Origin of the sequence: Kibdelosporangium aridum (assembly GCF_900176515.1) — a bacterium.
Classification (GTDB): Bacteria; Actinomycetota; Actinomycetes; order Mycobacteriales; family Pseudonocardiaceae; genus Kibdelosporangium; species Kibdelosporangium aridum.
On the sequence record NZ_FWXV01000008.1, the window covers coordinates 306,597 to 327,465 of the forward strand.

Sequence of the window (20,869 nt, forward strand, 5' to 3'; positions counted from 1 at the left end):
TGGCCCGCATGCAACGGCGCACCGGTCCTCTGGCGCAGCTCAGGCGCGGGCACGAAGAGCTCGTGCTCGGGCTGCTGCGCCGCAACGAGCCGATGAGCCGCGGTGAGCTCATGCGGCATTCCGGGTTGTCGCGCACCACGTTGTACGACATCGTCGGGGCGCTGCAGGCCAGCGGTGCCATCGTCACGGCCGCCCAGGACTCCGGCCAACGTGGACGTGGCCGGCCCGCCGAGACGCTGACGCTGAACCCGGATGCCGGGCACGCCATCGGAATCGACTTCGCCCGGCGTGCGACGCACGTGGTCGTCGTCAACGTCGCGCACGAAGTGGTCGGGCAGGCCACCGAGCCGCACAACGCCGACGTGGCCTGGGATGAGCGTGTCGAACTGGCCGAGCGGCTGGTCAGTGATCTCGCCGAAGGCACGTTGCGGCTCGGCGCCCTCAGCGCGGTCGGCGTGGGCGTGGTCGGCCCGGTCGGAGATCTCGGCGAGCAACGTCGTCTGGAGGAAGTCCCTCGGTTGCTGCGCAAGCGGTTTGGCGTCCCGGTGCTGCTGGACAACAACACCAGGCTGGCGGCACTCGCGGAGTCGATCTGGGGCGCGGCAGCTGGCGAGCAGAACGTGCTGTACCTGCGGCTGTCGCACGGTGTCGGCGGCGGGCTGGTCGTCGGTGGCGCCCTGCACCGCGGCGCGCACGGGTTGTCCGGCGAGTTTGGGCACATCACCGTCGACCCGTTGGGAGCACAGTGTGGTTGCGGTGGCACAGGATGCCTGGAGACCGTGGCATCAGTCCGAGCCGTGCTTGACGCGTATCACGAAGCAGGTGGCCGCGCCACGGACATCTCCGGGTTGGTGAACTCCGGTGACACTGCCGCGCAGGACGTGCTGCGGTCCGCCGGTACGCAGGTCGGCAATGTACTTGCCGCGCTGTGCAACGCGGTCGGCCCTGGGGTGATCGTGATCGGCGGCGAGTTGTCCGAAGCCGGCCAAGATCTGTTCGATCCGATGAAGCAGGCACTGGACGCCAACATCATGCCGATCTCGCGGAACAAGGTGAGCCTGCGCCGCGCCACCCTCGGCGACGTGGGCGGCGCTCTGGGCGGTATTGCCCTGGTATTGCACGAATCCCCGTTGCTGTCCAACTACCCGGCCGAACCGGATGCCGAGGAGGCCACATGAGTGTGGTCACCGTTCCTGACGAAACAACGCCCGCTCAACCTGCCGCGCGGAGCAGGACCGGGCGCACACTGACCCTGAACATCGCCGCTGTCGCGATTGGACTGGCGGGATGGTCGGCCCTCGCGGCGATCGGTGTGCAGGGCCTGCCCGGGCCGATCGTGGTGGCGCAGCGGGCGGGCGAACTGATTGCCGACGGCACGCTGGCCGGCGATGTGCTGGCGAGCCTGCGCCGCGTCCTCATTGGATTCACGCTGGGCACCGCACTGGCCGTGCCGGTCGGCTTCCTGATGGGCTGGTACGCCGTGGCACGCGGGCTGTTGGAGCCCTACGTCCAGTTCTTCCGCACCATCCCGCCGCTGGCGATCATTCCGCTGGCGATCGTGCTGCTGGGCATCGGCGAGGTGCCGAAGATCTTCGTGATCTTCCTGGCCGCGTTCCTGTCCAGTGTGGTCGCCGCGTTCCAGGGCGTTGTCGGGGTGGACCGCACGCTGATCAACGCCGCGCGGGTGCTCGGCGCGTCTGACCGGACCATCTTCATCAAGGTCGTCATCCCGGCATCCACCCCGTTCATCCTGGTGGGAATGCGGGTCGGGCTCGGCTCGGCATGGGGCACCCTGGTCGCGGCCGAGTTGATCGCCGCGCAGGAAGGGCTGGGCTTCCGGATGCAGCAGGCCCAGCTGTACTACGACCTGCCCACCATCTTCGTCGGTCTGATCACCATCGGCGTGCTCGGACTGGCGATGGACCGGCTGCTGCTGCTCGCCGACCGCCATCTCACCGCCTGGCAGGAGCGCCGATGAGCACCAAGATCTCCTTTCGGGACGTGCACAAGAGCTTTCCGGTGAAAGGCGGCATGTTCACCGCGCTGCAGGGCGTTTCGCTGGACATCGCCGACGAGGAGTTCGTGACCGTCGTCGGGCCGTCCGGGTGCGGCAAGAGCACGTTGCTCGGCATGGCTGCCGGGCTGGTCGAGCCGACGGCCGGTGACGTTCTAGTGGACGGCTCACCGGTCACCGGGCCAGGACCCGAGCGTGGCGTGATCTTCCAGCAGTACGCGCTGTTCCCGTGGCTGACCGTGCGCCGCAATGTCGAGTTCGGACTGAAACTCACCAGCCTGTCCGCGGCCGAGTGCCGCCATCGGGCCGAGCGGGCCATCGACCTCGTCGGGCTCGCGGATTTCGCCGACGCGCTACCCAAAACACTGTCCGGCGGGATGAAACAACGTTGTGCGATCGCCCGCGCCTACGCGGTCGATCCGCAAGTGCTGCTGATGGACGAACCGTTCGGCGCGCTGGACGCGCTGACCAGAGTGCAGCTGCAGGAACAGTTGTTGCGGACCTGGAGCCAGGAGCGCCGCACGGTCATGTTCATCACGCACGATGTCGACGAAGCCGTCTTCCTGGCCCGTCGGGTGGTCGTGATGGCGGCCCGGCCTGGCCGGATCCACACGATCGTCGACGTCGGCCTGCCTTATCCCCGTACCGAGGAGATCCGGCTCTCACCGGAGTTCGGCCGGATCCGCAACGACGTCTGGCACGCCGTGTACCACCAGGACGCGCTCACGGCCTAAGCACTGACGAAAGGACCGCACCGCCATGCGTGTACTTCGACGCGCCCTCGCGACCGTGCTGGCGGTAACCACGTTGACGCCCAGCGTGTCGGCGTGTTCCGGTGACGACGGCACCGAAGTCCGCTTCGGCTACATCAGCGACTTCAACGGTGCCAGCCTGTTGGCCATCGCCGAGAAGCAAGGGCTGTGGAAGCAACACGGCCTCACCGCACAGATCAAGGTCTTCACCAACGGCCCGCTGCAGATCCAGGCGCTGGGCGCGGGCGACCTCGATTTCGGCTACATCGGCCCAGGCGCCTTCTGGCTGCCCGCGTCCGGCCAGTCGAAGATCGTCACGATCAACACGCTCACGTACGCCGACCGCGTCATCGGCCAGCCCGGTATCACCGCCATGACCGATTTACGCGGCAAACGGGTCGGGGTACCCGAGGGCACCTCCGGCGACATGGTGCTCAACCTCGCGCTGCGCAGGGCCGGGATGACCGTGCAGGACATCCAGAAGGTGCCGATGGATCCGTCCACAGTGGTCTCAGCGTTCGTGTCAGGGCAGATCGACGCGGCGGGTATCTGGTACCCGCTGATCGGGACGTCCATCAGGCCAAAGGTGCCCGGTCTTGTCGAGGTCGCGAGCACGCGACAGTTCCCGGACACCGCTTTCCCCACCGCGTTCGTGGCCCGAAAGGACATCGACACCGCATTCAGCAAGAAGGTCATCACCGTGCTGCAGGCGGCCAACGACTGGCGGGCCGCACATCCCGACGAGGCGATCTCCGAAGCAGCCGCCTTGCTCAAACGGGACAGGGCCGAGGTCGCCGCCGACGCGGCGAACGTGCGCACCATGACCACCGCCGACCTCGTCAGCAAGACCAGGGACGGCACCGTTCGGAGGTGGCTGACCGGGCTGAGTGACTTCTTCGTCCAAACCGGGCAACTGAAGTCCGCTCCGGACCCGGCCGAGTACTACACCGCCGAGCAGTACATGGAGGCGTCCGGCCGGTGAACATCCTCTTCCTGATGACCGACCAGCACCGGGTGGACACCTTGGGCTGCTACGGAAATCCACACGTCGACACGCCGAACCTGGACAGGCTCGCGGCGAGCGGCACCAGGTTCGACCGGTTCTACACACCTACGGCCATCTGTACCCCCGCCAGGGCGAGCCTGCTCACCGGACAGGCGCCGTTCCGGCACCGGCTGCTCGCCAACTATGAGCGCAACGTCGGTTACCTCGAGGACCTACGAGAGGACGCGTTCACCTTCCCCGCGGCACTCGCCGAGCGCGACTACCAACTCGGGCTGATCGGCAAGTGGCACGGCGGCGTACGCCGCAACGCGGCGTCGTACGGCTTCGACGGCCCAGACCTGCCCGGCTGGCACAACCCGGTGGACCATCCCGACTACCTGGCCTACCTCGCCGAACGCGATCTGCCGCCGTACTCGATCTCACAACCCATTCGCGGCACGACACCCAACGGCAATCCCGGCAACCTCCTGGCCGCCCGGTTGCACCAGCCCGTGGAAGCGACGTTCGAGCACTACCTGGCCACCCGTGCGATCGAGTACCTCGACCGGTACGCACGGGACGGGCGGCCGTTCTTCCTCGCCACGCACTTCTTCGGACCACATCTGCCTTACCTCGTGCCCGACGAGTACTTCGACCGCTACGACCCGGACCTGGTCGAGCTGCCCGCGTCGATCGCGGAGACCTTCGACGGCAAACCCCCGGTGCAGCGCAACTACAGCGCCCACTGGACGTTCGACACGATCCCGATCGAGGTGACGCGCAAACTGGTCGCGGTGTACTGGGGCTACGTCAGCCTGATCGACGAACAGATCGGCCGGATCCTGACCCGGCTCGACGAACTCGGCCTCACCGAGGAGACATCGGTGTTCTTCACCGCGGATCACGGCGAGTTCACCGGTGCGCACCGGTTGCACGACAAGGGCCCGGCGATGTACGAGGACATCTACCGGATTCCCGGCATTGTCCGCATACCAGGCGCCGCGCCGCAGGTCCGGCACGAGTTCGTTACGCTCACCGACTGCACCGCGACCATCCTCGAGCTGGCCGGCGCCGATGTGGCGTCCGCAGTGGACAGTCGCAGCCTCGTGCCGCTCGTGCGCGGCGAGCACCCGCGGTGGCGGACGGAGCTGGTCGCCGAGTTCCACGGCCACCATTTTCCATATCCCCAGCGGATGATCCGTGACGAGCGGTACAAGCTCGTTGTCAACCCGGAGTCGGTGAACGAGCTCTACGACCTGTTCGACGATCCGCACGAGCTCAACAACCGGTACGCGCACACCGAACTCCTGCCAGTCCGGCAGCGCCTCATGCGGCGGCTGTACGACCTGCTGCGTGAGCGGGGCGACAACTTCTACCACTGGATGACGCCGATGTATGACATCGGCACCGCCGACCACGACCCGACCCTGAGTTCCTTCGAACCCGCCAGGGAGGCGACATGGCCCGCAGATGGCTAGCGCTTTCGACCTCAGGATTACTCCTTTGTGGACTGACAAGTGCGATCGACACGCCGGTTGCGGCGGCTGCGGCCACGTACGCCAACCCGGTGACCAACGGTGTGGTCGACACGTTTCCCGACCCGGTGACGATCCGCGGCAAGGACGGACTCTGGTATGCCTACGGGACGCAGAACCCGGTGTTCCAGTCCAAGGGCGAGGACGGCGAGCGGATGCTACCCATCCTGCGCTCCGCCGACCTGGTGACCTGGCAGTACGCCGGCCAGGTCTTCACCCCGCAGACACAACCGGCCTGGCACAACGGTTCCCGGCTGTGGGCACCGGACATCCGTTACGTGGGCAACCGGTACCACCTGTACTACTCGGTCCCAGGGCGCAACACAGTCGGACTGGCGACGTCACCGACGCCCGCTGGGCCGTGGTCCGACGCTGGCGCCGTACTGTCGACTCCGAGCGGATGCCCGACGGGCAACATCGACCAGGCGCTGTTCACTGACACCGGCGGCGCCCATTACCTGTACTGGGGCAGCTACGACACGGTCTGCGTCGCACGGATGAACGCCAGCGCGACCCGCATCGAGGGCCCGGTCACCCAAGTCGCCCGAGGCCGTCGGATGGAAGGCGCGTTCGTCGTCAAACGCGACGGCTTCTACTATCTCTTCTACTCCGACGCGGGCTGCTGTGACGGTGCGTTCAGTGGCTACCAGGTGAAGGCTGGTCGTGCGACGAACCCGTTGGGGCCGTTCACTGACGACGAGGGCGTCGACCTGATGGCGCTGACCAGCAAGGGCGGGGTCGTCGCGGGCGCCACCGGCAACCGCTGGATCGGTCCCGGCCACAATGGACTGCAGACCGACCTCTCCGGCCAGGACTGGCTTGTCTACCACGGCATCCCGGCGGACAACCCGGATCTGGCCCCCGCCTCCGGCGGCACGCTGAAGCTGACCAGGCGACCCATGCTCATCGATCGGCTGGACTGGATCAACGGGTGGCCGGTGCTGCGTGCCGGCGCGGGCCCGTCGGAAGGAGCCCAGCCTGCGCCCGTGACCACACCGGTCGCCGGCAGTACGTTCAACGACCGGTCGATCTCCGGTATGCGCGCGGACGGCGTGGCACGGACCGGCTGGTCCGCCGCCCAAGGCCACCTTTCCCACGAGGGTGGCGGGCCGGAGCCTGCGTACCTGGCCACTGAGACCAAGGCGCCTGCCGACGTACGTGCCGAAGCAGATCTCCGGATCACTGCGGGGACTGGAGCGGTCGGGCTGCTGGTGAACTTCGTCGACCGCCGCAACCATGTTGTCATTTGGCTTGACCGCTCTCGCAACGCACTCATCAGCAGGGCTGTGGTTGACGGCCGGACCCGGAGCGAAACCGTGACCGCACTGCCAGCCGGATTCCGGTTCGAGGACTGGCACAACGTCGCCGCCGAGGTACGCGGCAGCCGGATGGTCGTCGAGGTGAGCGCCGACCGGTTGCGTGATTCCGTTGCCACACAAGAAGTCGAGTTGCTCGATACGCGACTGGGCGCTGTCGGTGTAGCCGCCCGAGGTGGCCAGGTGGACGCCGACAACCTCAGCGCGGCGCCGCTCTACCAACCGGTGACCACACGCCTGCCACAACCGTCGCCTGGCGAGCTACTTCCGCAGTACACCGACGAGTTCAACGGCACATCAGTACCCGGGACCGAACCGGACTCGCCCTGGCGTTGGGTGCGCGGCCCGGCCACCGGCACCACGATGGTCGACGGAACCCTGTCCTGGCCAACCCAGAACGCCGAACTGCACCTCGGTAGCAACACCGCGTCCGTGTTGCTCCGTGACGCTCCACCAGGCGACTACACCATCGAGACAAGGATCCGGTTCGCCCCCGAGTCGGCGGCGCAGCAGGCCGGAATCCTCTTGTACGAGAACGACGACCGATACTTCAAGCTCGTCCACTCCGTACTGCCGTTGAACCGTGGCGGCGGCGCGCTCGTGCATGTCAGTGAGTTCAGCAAAGAAGGCGAACGGCCCACGACCACACCACCGACCCCAGTGGCGAACGCCCCCATGTTCGGCGGCCCCACCGCGACGACAATGTGGTTGCGGCTCGCGTATCACGCCGACACAGCCGGTCGTCAGGCCGAAGTACAGGCGTTCACCAGCCGCGACGGCACACACTGGGTGGCTAACAGCGTCTGGACTTTGCCTGCCCTCGGCACGCTCAAGATCGGCCTGGTGTCCATGAACCGCGCGGGCGCCGAAGCTCGGTTCGACTATCTGCGGACGTACCGCCCTTGAGAGGAATCCATGAAGGACACCACCTGGTCGGAGAACGCCGCCAGTGGAAGCGGACGGCGTCTGTCGCGACGGCGAGCGATGGAGCTGGTGGGCTTATTGGGGATCACGGCATGGAGCACCCCTGGCTGCGCCGCGGCGGCCGGTGCGCCGTCCCACCTGGATACCCGTGTGGTCGCACCTCCGCCGAAGAATGTGCTCGGCGCGAACTTCAACGGCGCCAAGGACTGGTCGGACTTCGGCCAGTTGCGGGACGTGTCGGCCACGTGGCTGCGCGGCTTTTTTCCCGTGCCGGATGCCGACAGGGGAGTGGTCGCTGACCAGCCCGTGGTTCGTACTGTGCTCTCGGCCGCACAGCAGGGGTACGGCACAGTCCTGTCGCTGAAGTTCCCGTACAGCGAGCAACCCATCCCGGTGCCGGGCAGTGCGGCCATGTCCACCGCGTTGAACCGGCTGGACAAGGTGCTTCCGGCCGTGATGGGCAAGGTGGACATCCTGGTCGTCGGCAACGAGCCGTTCATCGAGTGCCGGCCGGAGGACCGGAACACGCCGCAGCTCAACGCCTTCTACGAGGTGATCGCGCGCCGCGTCATCGCGTTCCGCGACCAGCACGGCGGCGCGTCCGACAAGACCAAGCTCTACATGGGCGCGCTCAACCGCCTGAACGATCCCGCCTGGCGGACCGCCGCCACGGATCGCTGGATGTCCTTCACCCGTGCCACCGCCGCGCTGGACGGGGTGGACATTCACCCGCACGTGGCGGCTGTTGAGGAGGTGCAGGCGTTCCTGGACTACGTCGTGCCCCGGCTGCGTGCCGGCCAGAACTTCCTGGCCTTGGAGTTCTCCCTGGTGCACCACTGGCGGGCACACCTGAGCGATCCGGTCTCCGGAGCATTCGCGGCCAAGTACGGTATCCCGGCCACCACTCGGGTCTGGGAGGTGATCGCGGACGCGATCCGGCGTCCCTTCACGCAGCAGAAGTGGACCGACTTCCTGGCGATGTCCCCGTGGTTCGCCGATCGCCGGCAGTTCCTCCGCAACGCGGTGCAGCGCTTCCGGGCCACTGGCCGGCTGGCCGTGGCCACCTACGGCGTGTCCCAGGACGCCGCCATGGTGGCCAACTTCGGGCCGGAGTCGACTCCATGGCTGCTCAACAGCATGTTCTGCCCCTACACGGTGCAGCCGGGCCCGGGTGGCCTTCCTGGCCGGAACACCGCATGGACCACGAGCTTCCGGGACCTGCAGTGACACTCTCCGCGCAGCGAAAGCAACTTCTCAGCTCAGTCGGTCGCGGAGGTCTGCCGCTGCCTCGCGTAGTGTCTTGGTCACGGCCTTCGCGTTGGCGGACGGGGTCGAGCGGGTGACGGCCATCGTGACGCGGCCTCGCCATTTGGGGTCGTTGACGCGGACGAGCACGACGCCGGGCGGGACCGAATAGGCGGCCAGCTCAGGGATCACGGAGATCCCCAGGCCGGCGGCGACCAGGCCGAGGCGGGCGGGCCAGCCGCGGACGGCGTATCTGATGTGCGGGTGGGTCAGCGTGGGCCACGCGCCGAACTGGGGATCCGTGCCCGATTGTTCGCCGACGATCCACGGCTCGCGGCGCAGTGCGGCGACATCGACCCGTCCGGCTCCAGCCAGACGGTGACGCGCGGGCACCGCGACGCAGAGGTCGCCGTCGAACACGACCTCGCCGGCGAGGTCCTCGAGGTCCCAGTCGGGCAGGCCCGCGCCTGCCCCGATCACGGCGACCTCGATCCGGCCGCTGCGCAGCTGCCGCAGCAGCGATGGTGTCGCACCCTCGTGCAGGGTGACGTCCAGGCCGGGGTGCCGCCTGGCCAGCAGGCCCAGCGTGCGGGGGACCAGCACCGAAGTGGCTGTCGGGAACGCGCCGAGCTTGAGCCGTCCGGCGAGCCGGTCGCTGAGGCCGGACAGTTCGTGTTCCGCCGCTTCGAGGGCGGTCAGGACGTCCGCGGCGTGTCTGGCGACGATCTCGCCAGCCGGACTGAGCACGACGCCGCGGGCACCCCGGGTGAACAGCGTCGTGCCGGCCGCCTCCTCCAACGCGGCCACCTGCCGGGACACGTTCGGCTGCGAGACACCCAGCGCCTCCGCGGCGGCGGTGAAGGAGCCCGCGGACACGACCTCTTGGAAGACCCGCAGTCCGGCAAGGCTCCAGTCACGCACCCGGCGACTCTAGATATGCACATCGCGTATGGCAAGCATCTGAGCTCTGCATATTCGAAATGGCTCGATGCTGGGCGACGTTGACAAGGACGAACCCGAAAGGAGAAACCATGAGCAGGACCTGGTTCATCACCGGCACATCCAGCGGCATGGGCCGAGAGCTGACCGAGCGTTTGCTCGAACGCGGTGATCGCGTGGCTGCCACGCTGCGCCGCCCGGATCGACTGTCCGAATTGGTCACCCGCTACCCGGGTCAGCTGTGGGTCCGAGAACTGGACGTTGCGAACAACGCGCAGATCGTCGAGGTCGTCGACGAGGCGTTCGCAGCCATGGGCCGGATCGACGTGGTCGTCTCGAACGCCGGCTACGGCGTCTTCGGCGCCGCCGAGGAACTGACCGACGACGACGTCACCGGAATCATCGACACCAACCTGACCGGCTCCATTCGCCTCGCCCGGGCGGTGACCCCGCACCTGCGCCGTCAGGGCAGCGGGCTGATCATGCAGATGTCGAGCATGGGCGGGCATCTGTCGTTCCCCGGTTTCGCTCTGTACAACTCGAGCAAGTGGGGCGTCGAGGGATTCTTTGAGGCGTTCGCTGACGAAGTCCAACCGTTCGGGATCCGCACGATCCTCATCGAGCCAGGCGTTGTGCGCACGCCCTTCTTCGACGCCGCCGGCCGCGCCGACGCTCTGCCGGCGTATGAAAACCACCCCGGCATCAGCCGAGGCGACCTTTCCTCGGACGAAATGCGGGACGACCAAACGAAGGTCGTGCTGGCCATGATCGAGGCCGGCGACATGGCCGACCCACCCCGGCGGATGCTGCTGGGCACGGATGCCTACGAACTCGTCACCGACGCACTGCGCCGCCGCCTCGCGGAGGCCGAGGCTCAACGCGAGCACGCTGCCGTGGCCGATGCGGACTGACCGCCATGATCGGCGGCGCACTGGCCGATCAGTCGGCACCGGGCAGCTGATCGTGGCGTCCTACGAGTCTTGATCAGGTCCGGCAGTTTGGGACCGCTCCCGGCGGGGCGGGTGACGATGAGTACATGTACTACCCGACGCCTGAGCCTTACTACGAGCCAAAGCCCGAGTTGGCGCGGCAGGACCGGCTGGCGGTCGCCATCGGCAACGCCTCCCTGCTGGGTGTCGGTTATCTGTTGCTGGGCAGGCGGGCGTGGGCGGTCGTCACAACGCTGGTCACGATCGCGTTTCTGGTGCTGCTCGGGACCGCCGTTCCGGGAGTGTGGTTCGAGGTTCTCTTTCTGGTGTGGTGGGCTGCGCTCGTCGCGCATGGGTGGTACCTCGCGCGTATCCCCGCCCGCCTGCCATCTGTGCGGTGGCCCAGGACGGTTGCCTTGCTCATCGCGGTTCCGGTGCTGGTGGGTATCGGGTACATGCGGTTCGACGCCGCCAGCATCGAGGACAGGATCACCGAGGCACGCGACAGCGGAGACTGCGGGAAAGCTCAGTCCGCTTTGGACATGATCTGGTTCGGTCATCATGTCGTGGACGGCCCGATGACGGTTCGCGGTGAGCGGACCGCCCAAGCGTGCGCCCGCTTGGCAGATACCAAGGGAGCACTCGAAGTCGCGGCATCGAAACGTGATACCCAAGGCTTGCGATCGAGTTACGACGAACTCGGTGCGGTGCTCACCGACCTGCCCGGCCACGACAGGATGGTCAGCACTGTCCTCGACGGCTTCCTCGACAGCCTGTCCGGCCGCGAACCGTGCGACGTCGCCGAACTCGCCGACTGGCTGCGGCAACGCCCTGCGAGCAACAACCTGCTCGACCGGTCCGCCGACGTCCTGCCGAAGATCGCACCGGCCGCGCTCGTGGGGTGCGGGGACAAACGGGCGGAAGCTCGCGACTGGGCCGCCGCAAAGGCGCGTTACCAGCAGATGTTGGACCAGTATCCTGGCCACGAGCTCACCGCCAAGGCCCAGGAGGGCGTCAAGCAAGCCACGCTGGGGCTCGAGCTACAGAACCTCGCCAGGCTGGGCAAGGGCTACTGCAAGACACCAGTGGTCTATAGCGGCGCGGCCCCATACGCGAAGGGAGCCACGAACCGCGCGGTCGTCTACCACGACGACGATTTCGACGACATGTACATCAAGAAGCTGCCCGCCGAGTGGCAAGCAGACAACAGCCAGGCCGTGATGGTCGTCTGCATCGGCGAGCGGGAGGCGGGCGCACCGGTCAGGACGTGCCCATACCGGGACAGGTCGGACGGCCGGGTGCGGAACGTGACGTTCAGCAAGATGGCATATCCGGTCAAGGCCTACGAGCTGCGGACCGGCAACCTCGTGGCCGACACCAGGGTGGAGATCGCCGGTGCGGCCTGTCCGCCGACGGTCACCAGCTTTGGTGACAACGACCCATTGCGGATGGTCGTTGAACCGTCCGACTCGGATATTCGGGCTGCGTTCGCTCCAGTGTTCACGCCGTAACGGGAGGCGTCAGGTGGGATTCCGGCGCCACGGCGAAGTAAGCCGTGGCGCCGGACGATCAAGCCACCTCATCTTTCGGTGGTGGTGATGCCAGGTGACGTGAGTGCATCCGTCGACCTCGGTGGGCACGGTGTGGGCCTTGGCAGCGGGTCAGCAGCCCTTGAAGTGGTTGTCGGCGGACCAGCCGGTATTGGCCCAAGCCTGCGCGGCCGCGGGGGTGAAGCCGGGGAACAGTCTCGCCAGTTCGGCAAGCAACCAGTGGGTGAAGCGAGCGGCGCCTTGTGGGCAGGTGTGGATGCCGTCGGCGCTGCGGTCGGCCTTGCCGTCCTTGACCTGCAGGTAGGTGGCGCCCCACACCGCGCTGGCGTCGAGCACGTTCGCCTGGCCCGGGGCGTTCGCCGCGACGGCTCGGGCGACGTTGGGGGAGCGGTCCAGGGCGGCCATGTGTGGTTTGTAGAAGTCGTCAGGCCTGATCGGCGGCGCGGTGACGAAGACCAGTTTCGCACCGGCCCCGGTCACTGTGGTCAGCAGCTTGCCATAGGCGGCCTGCTGCTCCTGCTCACTGCCCCAGTCGTAGGTGGTGAGCTGGTAGATGACCACAGCCGGTTTGGCTGAGGTGATCTGCCCTGGCAGTTTCTCCCAGTTCTTGTCGGAGAAGGGGCCGACCACGTTCCCGCCACCCTCGGAGGCGATGGACTGGAACCCCACGCCGCTTGCCTGGAACGCGGCGGCAAGGGGCAGCGCCTCGCCTGCCGCGATGGAGTCGCCGAGGAACAGAACTTTGGACAGTCCCGCTCCGGCGGTCGTGTCGGTGGTCGCGGAGTTGGACTGGTTGGAACAGGCACTCGTCAGCAGGAGCAACCCGGCCAGGCCCAGCGTGAGATTTCGTGTCTTGATCATGTCTTCGACGGTGCCGTCGCCGTGTCGCGGCGTCTCCGCTGCCATGTCGCGGTTGTGTCGCAGGCATCCACCACGACCGGCGGCCGGGCCCTGGATTTGTCCATACTCGACGGGTGGCGGCGATTTTGCTCATCGAGGACGACCCCCTTGTCCGACGTGGTCTCCAGCTGGCGCTGGGCAGACACGGTCACGAAGTCCGCACGGCGGACACCGGCGAGGACGGGCTGCGAGAGTTCCGAGCGTCCACACCGGACTTGGTTGTGCTCGACCTGATGCTGCCGGGCATCGACGGGCTCGACGTGTGCCGCCACATCCGGGCGGCAGGCGAAGTACCGGTGATCATGCTGACCGCGCGTGGCGACGATTTCGACATCGTCGGCGGGCTCGAGGCGGGAGCGGACGATTACGTGGTCAAGCCCGCGCAACCCACTGTGCTCGACGCGCGTATTCGCGCGGTGCTGCGTCGCAGCACGGGGACATCCGAGGGTGTGCGAGTACACCGTGATTTGCAGGTCGACACCACGGCGTTGACAGTCTCGTTGCACGGCAAGCCGGTGTCCTTGACGCCGACCGAGCTGCGGCTGCTGCTGACGCTGTCCCGGGCTCCTGGCCGGGTGTTCAGCCGGCAGCAACTGCTGGAGGAGGTATGGGAGCACGATTACCTCGGTGACTCCCGGTTGGTCGACAACTGCGTGCAGCGGCTGCGGGCGAAGATCGAGACCAACCCGGCGGTACCGGAGTACGTGCAGACCGTACGAGGGTTCGGCTACCGGTTCGGACCGGTATGACCAGATGGTTCTGGCCGCGGGGGCTCCGCGTCCGGTTGCTGGTCGCTTTCGCGCTGGTGACCGTGCTCGGCGCCGCCGCAGCGGCCTGGTCGAGTGCCGGATCGGCGAGCACCGCACTGGTCTCCTCGGCCCAGCAACGGATCACTGAGACCGTCGTCGGCCAGATCCGTGCGATCACCCCTCAGCTGACCTATCCGCCGGGCCAGGACGCGCTCGACCGGCTGCGCGCGGCCGTCGTCGGGGACACGCTGGTGACGTATCAGGACCTGAGGTCTGCCAATTTCACTGGCCCCGATCTGGTCACCGCTGAACTGCGCACCGCTGTGCGCACCCGGAACCGGCTTGTGACGCAACGGATCACCGTCAACGGTACGCCTTGGCTCCTGGTTGGCACGCCGATCATGATCACCGCGCCGGACGGCGCGCGTACGCCGTCCGGCATCGAGGTGTACTCCGTGCACGACCTCACCAGTGTCGAGGAAGAGATCAACGGCCTCACCAGGTCCGCCGTCAGCACTGCCGCATTGGCGTTGCCGCTGGCTGTACTGCTGGCGCTGTTGGCTGCGGGCAGCGTGCTGCGCCCGGTGCGCCAGCTTCGCAACACCGCGCGTCGATTGGCCGCGGGTGACCTCAACGCGCGCTCGGCACCTCAGGGCGCCGACGAGTTGGCCGAACTGACCGTCACCATCAACGAGATGGCTGAGTCGGTGCAGACCTCGATGGCGGCGATGCGGCGGATGCAAGCCGACGCCAGGAGATTCGCCGCCGACGTCTCGCACGAATTGCGCACCCCGCTGAGCACCCTCACGGCAGTCGTGGAGGTACTGGCGACCACGGCTGACGGGATGGAGCCGGACGCCCGGGAGTCCGCGCAGTTGGCGATCACCGAGACCCACCGGCTGGTCCGGCTCGTCGAGGACTTGATGGAGGTGTCCCGGTTCGACGCGGGCACGGCTCACCTCCGGGTCGAGGACGTGGACGTGGCCGGCGCGGTGCGGGACTGCCTGCGCGCCCGAGGCTGGCTGGACCAGGTGGAAGTGTCGGCACCAAACGAGATCGTGCTGCGGCTGGACCGGCGGCGGCTGGACGTCATCGTGGCCAACCTGGTCGGCAACGCGCTGCGGCACGGTGGACCGCCGGTCCGCGTGCGCGTCTCGGCGTCACGCGAGCAGGTGCGGATCGAGGTCACGGACAGTGGACCTGGCCTGCCTGAACACGTTTTGCCGCACGTGTTCGACCGCTTCTACAAAGCCGATGCCGCTCGTGCCCGCACGCCAGGCAGTGGGCTCGGGTTGGCGATCGCATTGGAGAACGCGCGCTTGCATGGCGGTGATCTCACCGCGAGCAACACAGCTGCGGGCGGGGCACGGTTCGTGCTGTCCCTGCCGAGGGAGGACGCGTGAATCGGTTGTGGCTGGCAGTAGCCGCTTTGTTGCTCGCGGGCTGTGGAGTCCATCCTTCTGGTGTGACCGATGCCGGTGACGCCCCGACGGGCGTCGCGCCTGGCGTGACTTTGTACTTCGTCAACGCGCGCAACGAACTCGAGCCGGATCTGCGGCCAACCGAGCGCTTGGGCTCGATCTCCGAGGCGATGTCGTTGCTCCTGACTGGGCCTGGCAACTCGGACCTGCACACAGAGATCGCGTCAAACGCGCCAAGGCAGGTCGTGGTGACCACCACGCCGGAGGTGATCCAACTGACTGTGCCATTGGCGATTCGCGAAGTGACCCCGCGGGGCATCGACCAGATCGTGTGTACCGCGCTTGGTGTTCACGTGCAGAGCGGGGGATCGAGGGACACCAAGGTGCAAGTCCACTTCACCCTGACCACCCCGGAGTCGGACAAGCTGCGGACATGCCCAGTTCGGTGATGTCGATGGTGGCCGGAGCCGGGGCAGGCAGCAGAATCCACAGCGCGGCCAGTCCGATCATCAGCGCCACGAACGCGAACAACCCGCTTCGTCCAACGGCCCACCTGGCGCGAAACCGAATCGGGTCTTCTACGAGGTACTTCGACAACGCCGCCAAAGCAATCGACATGGCCAACGCTGCCACCGTCTGCACCCAACCGCGTTGCGGCGACAGCAACACGAACACCGGCCAGTGCCACAGGTACAAGCTGTAGGAGATCAACCCCAACCACCGGATCGGTTGCCAAGCAAGGACTTTGGCGACCAACGCCTGCGGTGCCTGTACGCACAGCCCGATCAGCAGTGCCGAGGCCAGCGAGTGCGCGAAGAGCCCGCCGGTGAACAACCACACCGAGTTGACCCCGTCGACCAGCAACCACGCCGTGCCGATGCCGACCGTCAAGGTCAACACGACAACCCCCCGCCGGCCGACCACACGGGCCAGCATGGCGCGCGCCGATCGCGTGGCGACCATTGCTCCCAACAACAAGGAGAACGCTCGAGTGTCAGTGCCGGTGTAGACGCGGGTCGGGTCGACGGAATTCACGAGGGCGATCATCAACACCAGCGAGGCCACAGAGGCCAGGGCAGCGATGACCGCGACCCGGCCGTCCACCCGTCGTCGGCCACACCACGCGATGGCGAGCAGGAGCGCCGGCCAGACCAGGTAGAACTGCTCCTCCACCGCGATGCTCCACAGGTGTTCGAACACCCTGGCTTCGCCTTCGCCGAACCTGTCCCAATAGCTGGCCTCCTGGGCGAGCAGGTGCCAGTTGACCAGGTTCAACTGCACCCACGGGCCGTCTGAGAGAGTCGTGCGCACCATCTCCGGCGACCCCGCCGCCCAGACCACCACGGCGGTAACGGCGAGCATCGTCGCCAGCGCGGGCAGCAGCCGGCGGATCCGCCTGCCCCAGAAGGCAACCAGTGACACCGCCCCGGTCACCTCGATCTCGCGCAGCAGCAGATCGGTGATGAGGTAGCCGGACAAAGCGAAGAACAGGTCCACGCCAAGGAAACCACCGGACAGGTAGTCCGAGTGGAACAGAAGCACTCCGAGGATCGCGACACCTCGTAACCCGTCCAACGCGGGCTGATGCGCCTTGCGAGCGATTCCGGTCGGCTGGAGCTGTGTCATGGGGCCGACTCTGCAGCCTCCGTGTCGACGTGACGTCCCTGTCAAGTCGCAGTCTTGTCGTTGTCGGTAGGTGCGGCGCTCCGCACCAAGCCTGGCTTAGCTCATCCAGGTGGAGCGGGCCTCTTTCAGCGGTATCCGGGATTGGGGTTGATGAAGTCGAACCGCTCACCCCGGTCCCAGGCCGCCCGCTGGTTGCCGTGCGCCGGGATTCCGCCATGGGCCTTCAGCATCGAAGCCAGGTGCATGAGGTTCCACGTCATGAACGTGGTGTTGCGGTTGGTGAAGTCGTTGTCCGGTCCACCGGACCCGGCATCCAGGTAGGACGGTCCAGGTCCGATCGCGCCGATCCACCCCGCGTCGGCCTGCGGCGGAATGGTGTAGCCCAGGTGCTGAAGGCTGTACAGCACATTCATCGCGCAGTGCTTCACGCCGTCCTCGTTGCCGGTGATCAGGCAGCCGCCGACCCGGCCGTAGTAGGCGTACTGGCCTGCGTCATTGAGCAGGTGCGAGCACGCGTACAACCGCTCGATCAGCTTCTTGGTCTCCGACGAGTTGTCACCAAGCCAGATCGGTCCACACAGGACCAGGATATCGGCGGCCAACACCTTTTCGTACAACGCGGGCCATTCGTCACTGGCCCATCCGTGCTCGGTCATGTCCGGGTACACGCCGACCGCGATGTCGTGGTCGATGGTCCGGATCACCTCGACCTCGACGCCTTCCCGCGCCATCAGGTCCGCGCTCACCCGGATGAGACCCTCCGTGTTGCTGGGCTCAGGCGACCGCTTCAACGTCCCGTTGAAGAACAGGGCACGCAACCCCTCGAACCGAGAACTCACTGGTCACTCCTATTGCGACGGTTGGTCGCCTGCCGAGACGCCTGTGCCAGGCATGGTCCGACCGACTCTAGGCATCGTCCAGCGCCCTGACCATTAACCACTGATTACGCTACGCCGTGAGTGTTCTGTAAGGACTTTCCCGAGCGGATCGTGTCAGGCTTTCTTCTGTTGACCGGTGTGACGGGAGGGTGCTGGCTCATGCGTGACCTGGTGGTCGGCGCGGTCGTTGGGTTGCTTTGTGCCGTACCGGTGTTGGCTGTACAGGGGATGTCAATCGGGTGGTACAGCCTTTATGCAGTTGTGGCCGGTGTCGTCGTGGCGCTGGTGAGCGGGCACGGGCGGTCCAACGCGGCGGTCGTCGCCTCCAGCGGTGTGCTGGTGGGTGTGCTCGGCTGGTTGCTGGTCGTGCTGACGCTGGAGCCGTTGCTGCGGGGTGAAACACCGACCTGGTCGGCTACGGCCGTACTGCAGTCCTATCCATTTCTGGTCGGTGACGTGTTGCACGGCGGGCTGACCGGGCTGGTGCTGGCCGTCGTGCCGAACGTCCACAAAGAACAACCCGTGCGGGAAGCGGCCAGGATCGTGATCGTGGGTGGCGGATTCGCTGGTGTGGCTGCGGCAAAGCGCTTCGAGCAGCTCGCCGCCCGCGGTGCGCCGATCGATGTGACGCTGATCAGCGACTCGAACTTCCTGCTGTTCACGCCGATGCTCGCCGAGGTGGCGTCCGGAGCGTTGGAACCGGCACACATCAGTGCACCGATCCGGTCGGCCGTCGCGCACACTCGTTTTCGAAACGGACGTGTGCGGAAATTCGACACCGGGTCCCGAACTGTTCAGCTTGGTGACGACGTGATCCCGTACGACCACTTGGTCCTCGCGGTCGGTTCTGTGCCGCATTCGTTCGATCTGCCTGGCGTGTCGGAGCACGCTTGGACATTGAAGAACCTCGCCGACTCGACTCGGTTGCGCAATCACGTGATCAGGCAGCTGGAACTGGCCGACAGCGAACCCGATCCCGTGCAGCGCAGGCAGTTGCTGACGTTCGTGGTCGCCGGTGCCGGGTTCGCGGGCACGGAGATGATCGCGGAACTGTTCGACCTGGTGTACCGGACCGCGCACTACTTCCCGGGGGTCGGCCTCGACGAGCCGGATTTCCTGCTCGTGCACCCCGGCGACCGGATTCTGCCCGAGATGTCGGCGGAACTGGCCGACTACGCCTTGGAGAGGCTGCGCGCACGAGGAATCCGCTGTCGGCTCGGTGTACGCGTCGCCGAGGCGACCGCCGATGCTGTCAGGCTGGACGACGGCGAGTGGATCGCCACGAACACCTTCGTGTGGACCGCGGGCAACCGCCCGAGTCCTCTGGTAGGCGCCAAGGCGATAGCGACGGACTCGCGACTGCGCGCTGCCGGCCTTGAAAATCTCTGGGCTGTGGGTGACTGTGCCCGGATTCCCGACCCGGATGGCACGTACTACCCGCCGACCGCACAGCACGCACTGCGGCAAGGCAAGGCGGTCGCCGACAACATCGCAGCAGTCCTCAGTGGACGCGAGCCTGCGGAGTTCCGATTCCGGACTCTCGGCCTGCTCGTCGCACTCGGACATCGAACGGCGGCGGCGGACATCCGTGGCCGCCGGTTCTCAGGCTTGGCCGCATGGCTGCTGTGGCGCGGGATCTACCTGGCGAAGCTGCCAGGGCTGGAGAAACGGATCAGAGTGGCGTTCGACTGGGGACTGGACCTGGTTTTCCCTCGCGACATCGTAGTCACGAGCCCGGATGAGGTGCCCCGATGAACGCGGCGGCGCGGGGTGCCATCGCGGGCGTCGCTGGCGGACTGGTGTTCGGCGTCTCCATGGCGGTGTACGGCATGCTGCCGACAGTCGCCTCGATCGTGCGAACCGACTCTGCCGTCGTGGGATTCGCGGTGCACATGGTGTTCGCGGTGATCATCGGCGCCGGGTTCGGGCTGATCGTGTCCCGGCAACGAGAGCTTGTCCTCTGGGGGCTGCTGTACGGGGCCTTCTGGTGGTTCCTCGGCCCGCTGACGTTGCTGCCGCTGTTCCGCGGCGAACCTGTGAGCTGGGATCTCTCCTCGGCGCGGGCCTTGCTGCCCAGCCTGATCGGCCACCTCTGCTACGGCATGGCCGTGGCACTTGTCTACATGGTCCTGCGAGGTGACCAACCCTCAACTCGACCGCCTGCCACCGCACTGGTCCGTGGTGGCCTCGCAGGTGTGATCGCGGGAATGCTCAGTCACCTTGGTTGGGGCTGGTTGATAGGACTGGCCGCCGGGCTGCTCTACCCGTACCTGTTCCGCGATCGGGAGAACACCGGGCCTGCCTTGGTCCGCGGCGCGGTTTACGGGTTCCTCTGGTGGGTCCTGTTCGGACTGACCGCCGAACCCTTGCTGCTCAACGTGAAACTGGACTGGGCAAGGCCGCCGGTCGACCAGTTGCCGGGCTACCTCCTGCTGGGCGGGCTGACCGCGGTGCTCTACACGTGGCTGGGTTCGGTGGCACGTGGGCTCTTCGTCGACGACGTGCGCATGTTCCCGGTCGAATCGCCAGGAGCCCGGGGGTTCCGCGCGGTTGGCTACGGCGCCGTGGCAGGCTTGGTGGGCGGTGCCCTGTTCACCGTTGTCATGGTTGTGGTGGGCGTACTGCCGTTGGTCGCGAGCATGGTCGGATCGTCCGAGCCGGTCGTCGGCCTGATCGTGCACCTGGTGATCTCGCAGATCATCGGGGCGTCCTACGCGGTGTTGTTCCGGCGCCAGAGCTTCGACGCGGTCTCCGGCATCGGGTGGGGCCTGTGTTACGGGTTCTTCTGGTGGATCCTGGGCAACCTCACATTGCTGCCCGTCTTCACCGGAAGCCCGGTCCGCTGGGATCCGGCCGCACTGGCCGCGGGTTTCCCGTCACTGGCCGGGCACCTGGCGTACGGAGCAGCACTCGGTGCGGTCTACTACTGGCTGGAAAGCCGTACGAACCCCTGGTGGATGACGCGCAACGCAGCGGAACAGGCCCGAGTGCAAGGCCGTAGACAGCAGTCACTGGGATCGGCGCCAGCCCTGTGGACGTTGACCGTTTTCATCGCCCTCACCGTGCCTGTACTGATCCCGTGACGCCAAGGATCAGCGAGACCCGG

General features: G+C 66.8%; 18 protein-coding genes. 14 read left to right on the top strand and 4 right to left on the bottom strand.

Annotated features, from left to right (window positions below):
* The first annotated feature begins 8 nt into the window (after nucleotides 1–8).
* The 7 genes from B9C43_RS37255 to B9C43_RS37285 are packed head-to-tail and all read left to right on the top strand — an operon-like array spanning nucleotide 9 to nucleotide 8,753.
* Nucleotides 9–1,178, top strand: coding sequence for an ROK family transcriptional regulator (locus B9C43_RS37255; protein ID WP_084431549.1), 1,170 nt, complete (start codon nucleotides 9–11; stop codon nucleotides 1,176–1,178).
* Nucleotides 1,175–1,978 carry an ABC transporter permease gene (locus tag B9C43_RS37260; RefSeq protein ID WP_084431551.1) on the top strand — a complete coding sequence of 268 codons (804 nt, stop codon included), beginning with the start codon at nucleotides 1,175–1,177 and terminating at the stop codon, nucleotides 1,976–1,978. Before B9C43_RS37255 ends, B9C43_RS37260 begins: the two co-directional genes overlap by 4 nt.
* Nucleotides 1,975–2,748, top strand: coding sequence for an ABC transporter ATP-binding protein (locus tag B9C43_RS37265; protein WP_033384738.1), 774 nt, complete (start codon nucleotides 1,975–1,977; stop codon nucleotides 2,746–2,748). Before B9C43_RS37260 ends, B9C43_RS37265 begins: the two co-directional genes overlap by 4 nt.
* A 25-nt stretch (nucleotides 2,749–2,773) precedes the next feature.
* Nucleotides 2,774–3,748 (top strand): aliphatic sulfonate ABC transporter substrate-binding protein, encoded by a 975-nt coding sequence (locus tag B9C43_RS37270; protein WP_084431553.1) that lies wholly within the window; start codon nucleotides 2,774–2,776, stop codon nucleotides 3,746–3,748.
* The gene (locus B9C43_RS37275; protein ID WP_084431555.1) at nucleotides 3,745–5,229 is read left to right on the top strand and encodes a sulfatase family protein; all 1,485 of its coding nucleotides are present in this window, start codon (nucleotides 3,745–3,747) and stop codon (nucleotides 5,227–5,229) included. The genes B9C43_RS37270 and B9C43_RS37275 overlap by 4 nt, the downstream gene beginning before the upstream one ends.
* On the top strand, nucleotides 5,211–7,508 hold the full coding sequence (locus B9C43_RS37280) for a glycoside hydrolase family 43 protein (protein ID WP_084431557.1): 2,298 nt from the start codon (nucleotides 5,211–5,213) through the stop codon (nucleotides 7,506–7,508). Before B9C43_RS37275 ends, B9C43_RS37280 begins: the two co-directional genes overlap by 19 nt.
* A gap of 9 nt (nucleotides 7,509–7,517) precedes the next feature.
* Nucleotides 7,518–8,753: a hypothetical protein gene (locus tag B9C43_RS37285; protein WP_143446870.1), complete on the top strand. Its 1,236-nt coding sequence runs from the start codon at nucleotides 7,518–7,520 to the stop codon at nucleotides 8,751–8,753.
* A 27-nt stretch (nucleotides 8,754–8,780) separates the two neighbouring features.
* Here the strand turns inward: B9C43_RS37285 and B9C43_RS37290 are convergent, their stop codons facing one another.
* Nucleotides 8,781–9,692 (bottom strand): LysR family transcriptional regulator, encoded by a 912-nt coding sequence (locus tag B9C43_RS37290; RefSeq protein ID WP_084431559.1) that lies wholly within the window; start codon nucleotides 9,690–9,692, stop codon nucleotides 8,781–8,783.
* Between the two features lie 110 nt (nucleotides 9,693–9,802).
* Here B9C43_RS37290 and B9C43_RS37295 point away from each other — a divergent pair, with 110 nt between their 5' ends.
* Nucleotides 9,803–10,621 carry an SDR family oxidoreductase gene (locus B9C43_RS37295; RefSeq protein WP_084431561.1) on the top strand — a complete coding sequence of 273 codons (819 nt, stop codon included), beginning with the start codon at nucleotides 9,803–9,805 and terminating at the stop codon, nucleotides 10,619–10,621.
* Between the two features lie 125 nt (nucleotides 10,622–10,746).
* Entirely contained in the window at nucleotides 10,747–12,150 is a 1,404-nt protein-coding gene (locus tag B9C43_RS37300) for a tol-pal system YbgF family protein (RefSeq protein WP_084431563.1), read from the top strand.
* Between the two features lie 150 nt (nucleotides 12,151–12,300).
* On the opposite strand, the gene B9C43_RS37305 is transcribed toward B9C43_RS37300, so the two are convergent.
* Nucleotides 12,301–13,050, bottom strand: a complete 750-nt coding sequence (locus tag B9C43_RS37305) for an SGNH/GDSL hydrolase family protein (RefSeq protein ID WP_235039074.1) — start codon at nucleotides 13,048–13,050, stop codon at nucleotides 12,301–12,303.
* Nucleotides 13,051–13,163: 113 nt separating this feature from the next.
* On the opposite strand from B9C43_RS37305, the gene B9C43_RS37310 reads away from it, so the two are divergent.
* Genes B9C43_RS37310 through B9C43_RS37320 form a run of 3 tightly spaced genes read left to right on the top strand, consistent with a single transcriptional unit; the run spans nucleotide 13,164 to nucleotide 15,708 of the window.
* The gene (locus B9C43_RS37310) at nucleotides 13,164–13,838 is read left to right on the top strand and encodes a response regulator transcription factor (RefSeq protein WP_084431567.1); all 675 of its coding nucleotides are present in this window, start codon (nucleotides 13,164–13,166) and stop codon (nucleotides 13,836–13,838) included.
* A complete protein-coding gene (locus B9C43_RS37315; RefSeq protein WP_084431568.1) occupies nucleotides 13,835–15,241 on the top strand; it encodes a sensor histidine kinase in 1,407 nt (468 codons plus the stop codon). The genes B9C43_RS37310 and B9C43_RS37315 overlap by 4 nt, the downstream gene beginning before the upstream one ends.
* On the top strand, nucleotides 15,238–15,708 hold the full coding sequence (locus B9C43_RS37320) for a hypothetical protein (RefSeq protein ID WP_084431570.1): 471 nt from the start codon (nucleotides 15,238–15,240) through the stop codon (nucleotides 15,706–15,708). Before B9C43_RS37315 ends, B9C43_RS37320 begins: the two co-directional genes overlap by 4 nt.
* On the opposite strand, the gene B9C43_RS37325 is transcribed toward B9C43_RS37320, so the two are convergent.
* Both B9C43_RS37325 and B9C43_RS37330 read right to left on the bottom strand, forming a co-directional pair.
* Nucleotides 15,656–16,885 (bottom strand): acyltransferase family protein, encoded by a 1,230-nt coding sequence (locus tag B9C43_RS37325; RefSeq protein ID WP_084431572.1) that lies wholly within the window; start codon nucleotides 16,883–16,885, stop codon nucleotides 15,656–15,658. The genes B9C43_RS37320 and B9C43_RS37325 overlap by 53 nt on opposite strands.
* 125 nt (nucleotides 16,886–17,010) lie before the next feature.
* Entirely contained in the window at nucleotides 17,011–17,724 is a 714-nt protein-coding gene (locus tag B9C43_RS37330; protein ID WP_084431574.1) for a flavodoxin family protein, read from the bottom strand.
* Between the two features lie 198 nt (nucleotides 17,725–17,922).
* Between B9C43_RS37330 and B9C43_RS37335 the strand changes: the two genes are divergently transcribed.
* Both B9C43_RS37335 and B9C43_RS57815 read left to right on the top strand, forming a co-directional pair.
* Entirely contained in the window at nucleotides 17,923–19,518 is a 1,596-nt protein-coding gene (locus tag B9C43_RS37335; RefSeq protein ID WP_084431576.1) for an NAD(P)/FAD-dependent oxidoreductase, read from the top strand.
* The gene (locus B9C43_RS57815) at nucleotides 19,515–20,846 is read left to right on the top strand and encodes a hypothetical protein (RefSeq protein WP_084431577.1); all 1,332 of its coding nucleotides are present in this window, start codon (nucleotides 19,515–19,517) and stop codon (nucleotides 20,844–20,846) included. Before B9C43_RS37335 ends, B9C43_RS57815 begins: the two co-directional genes overlap by 4 nt.
* The last annotated feature ends 23 nt before the right edge of the window (nucleotides 20,847–20,869 follow it).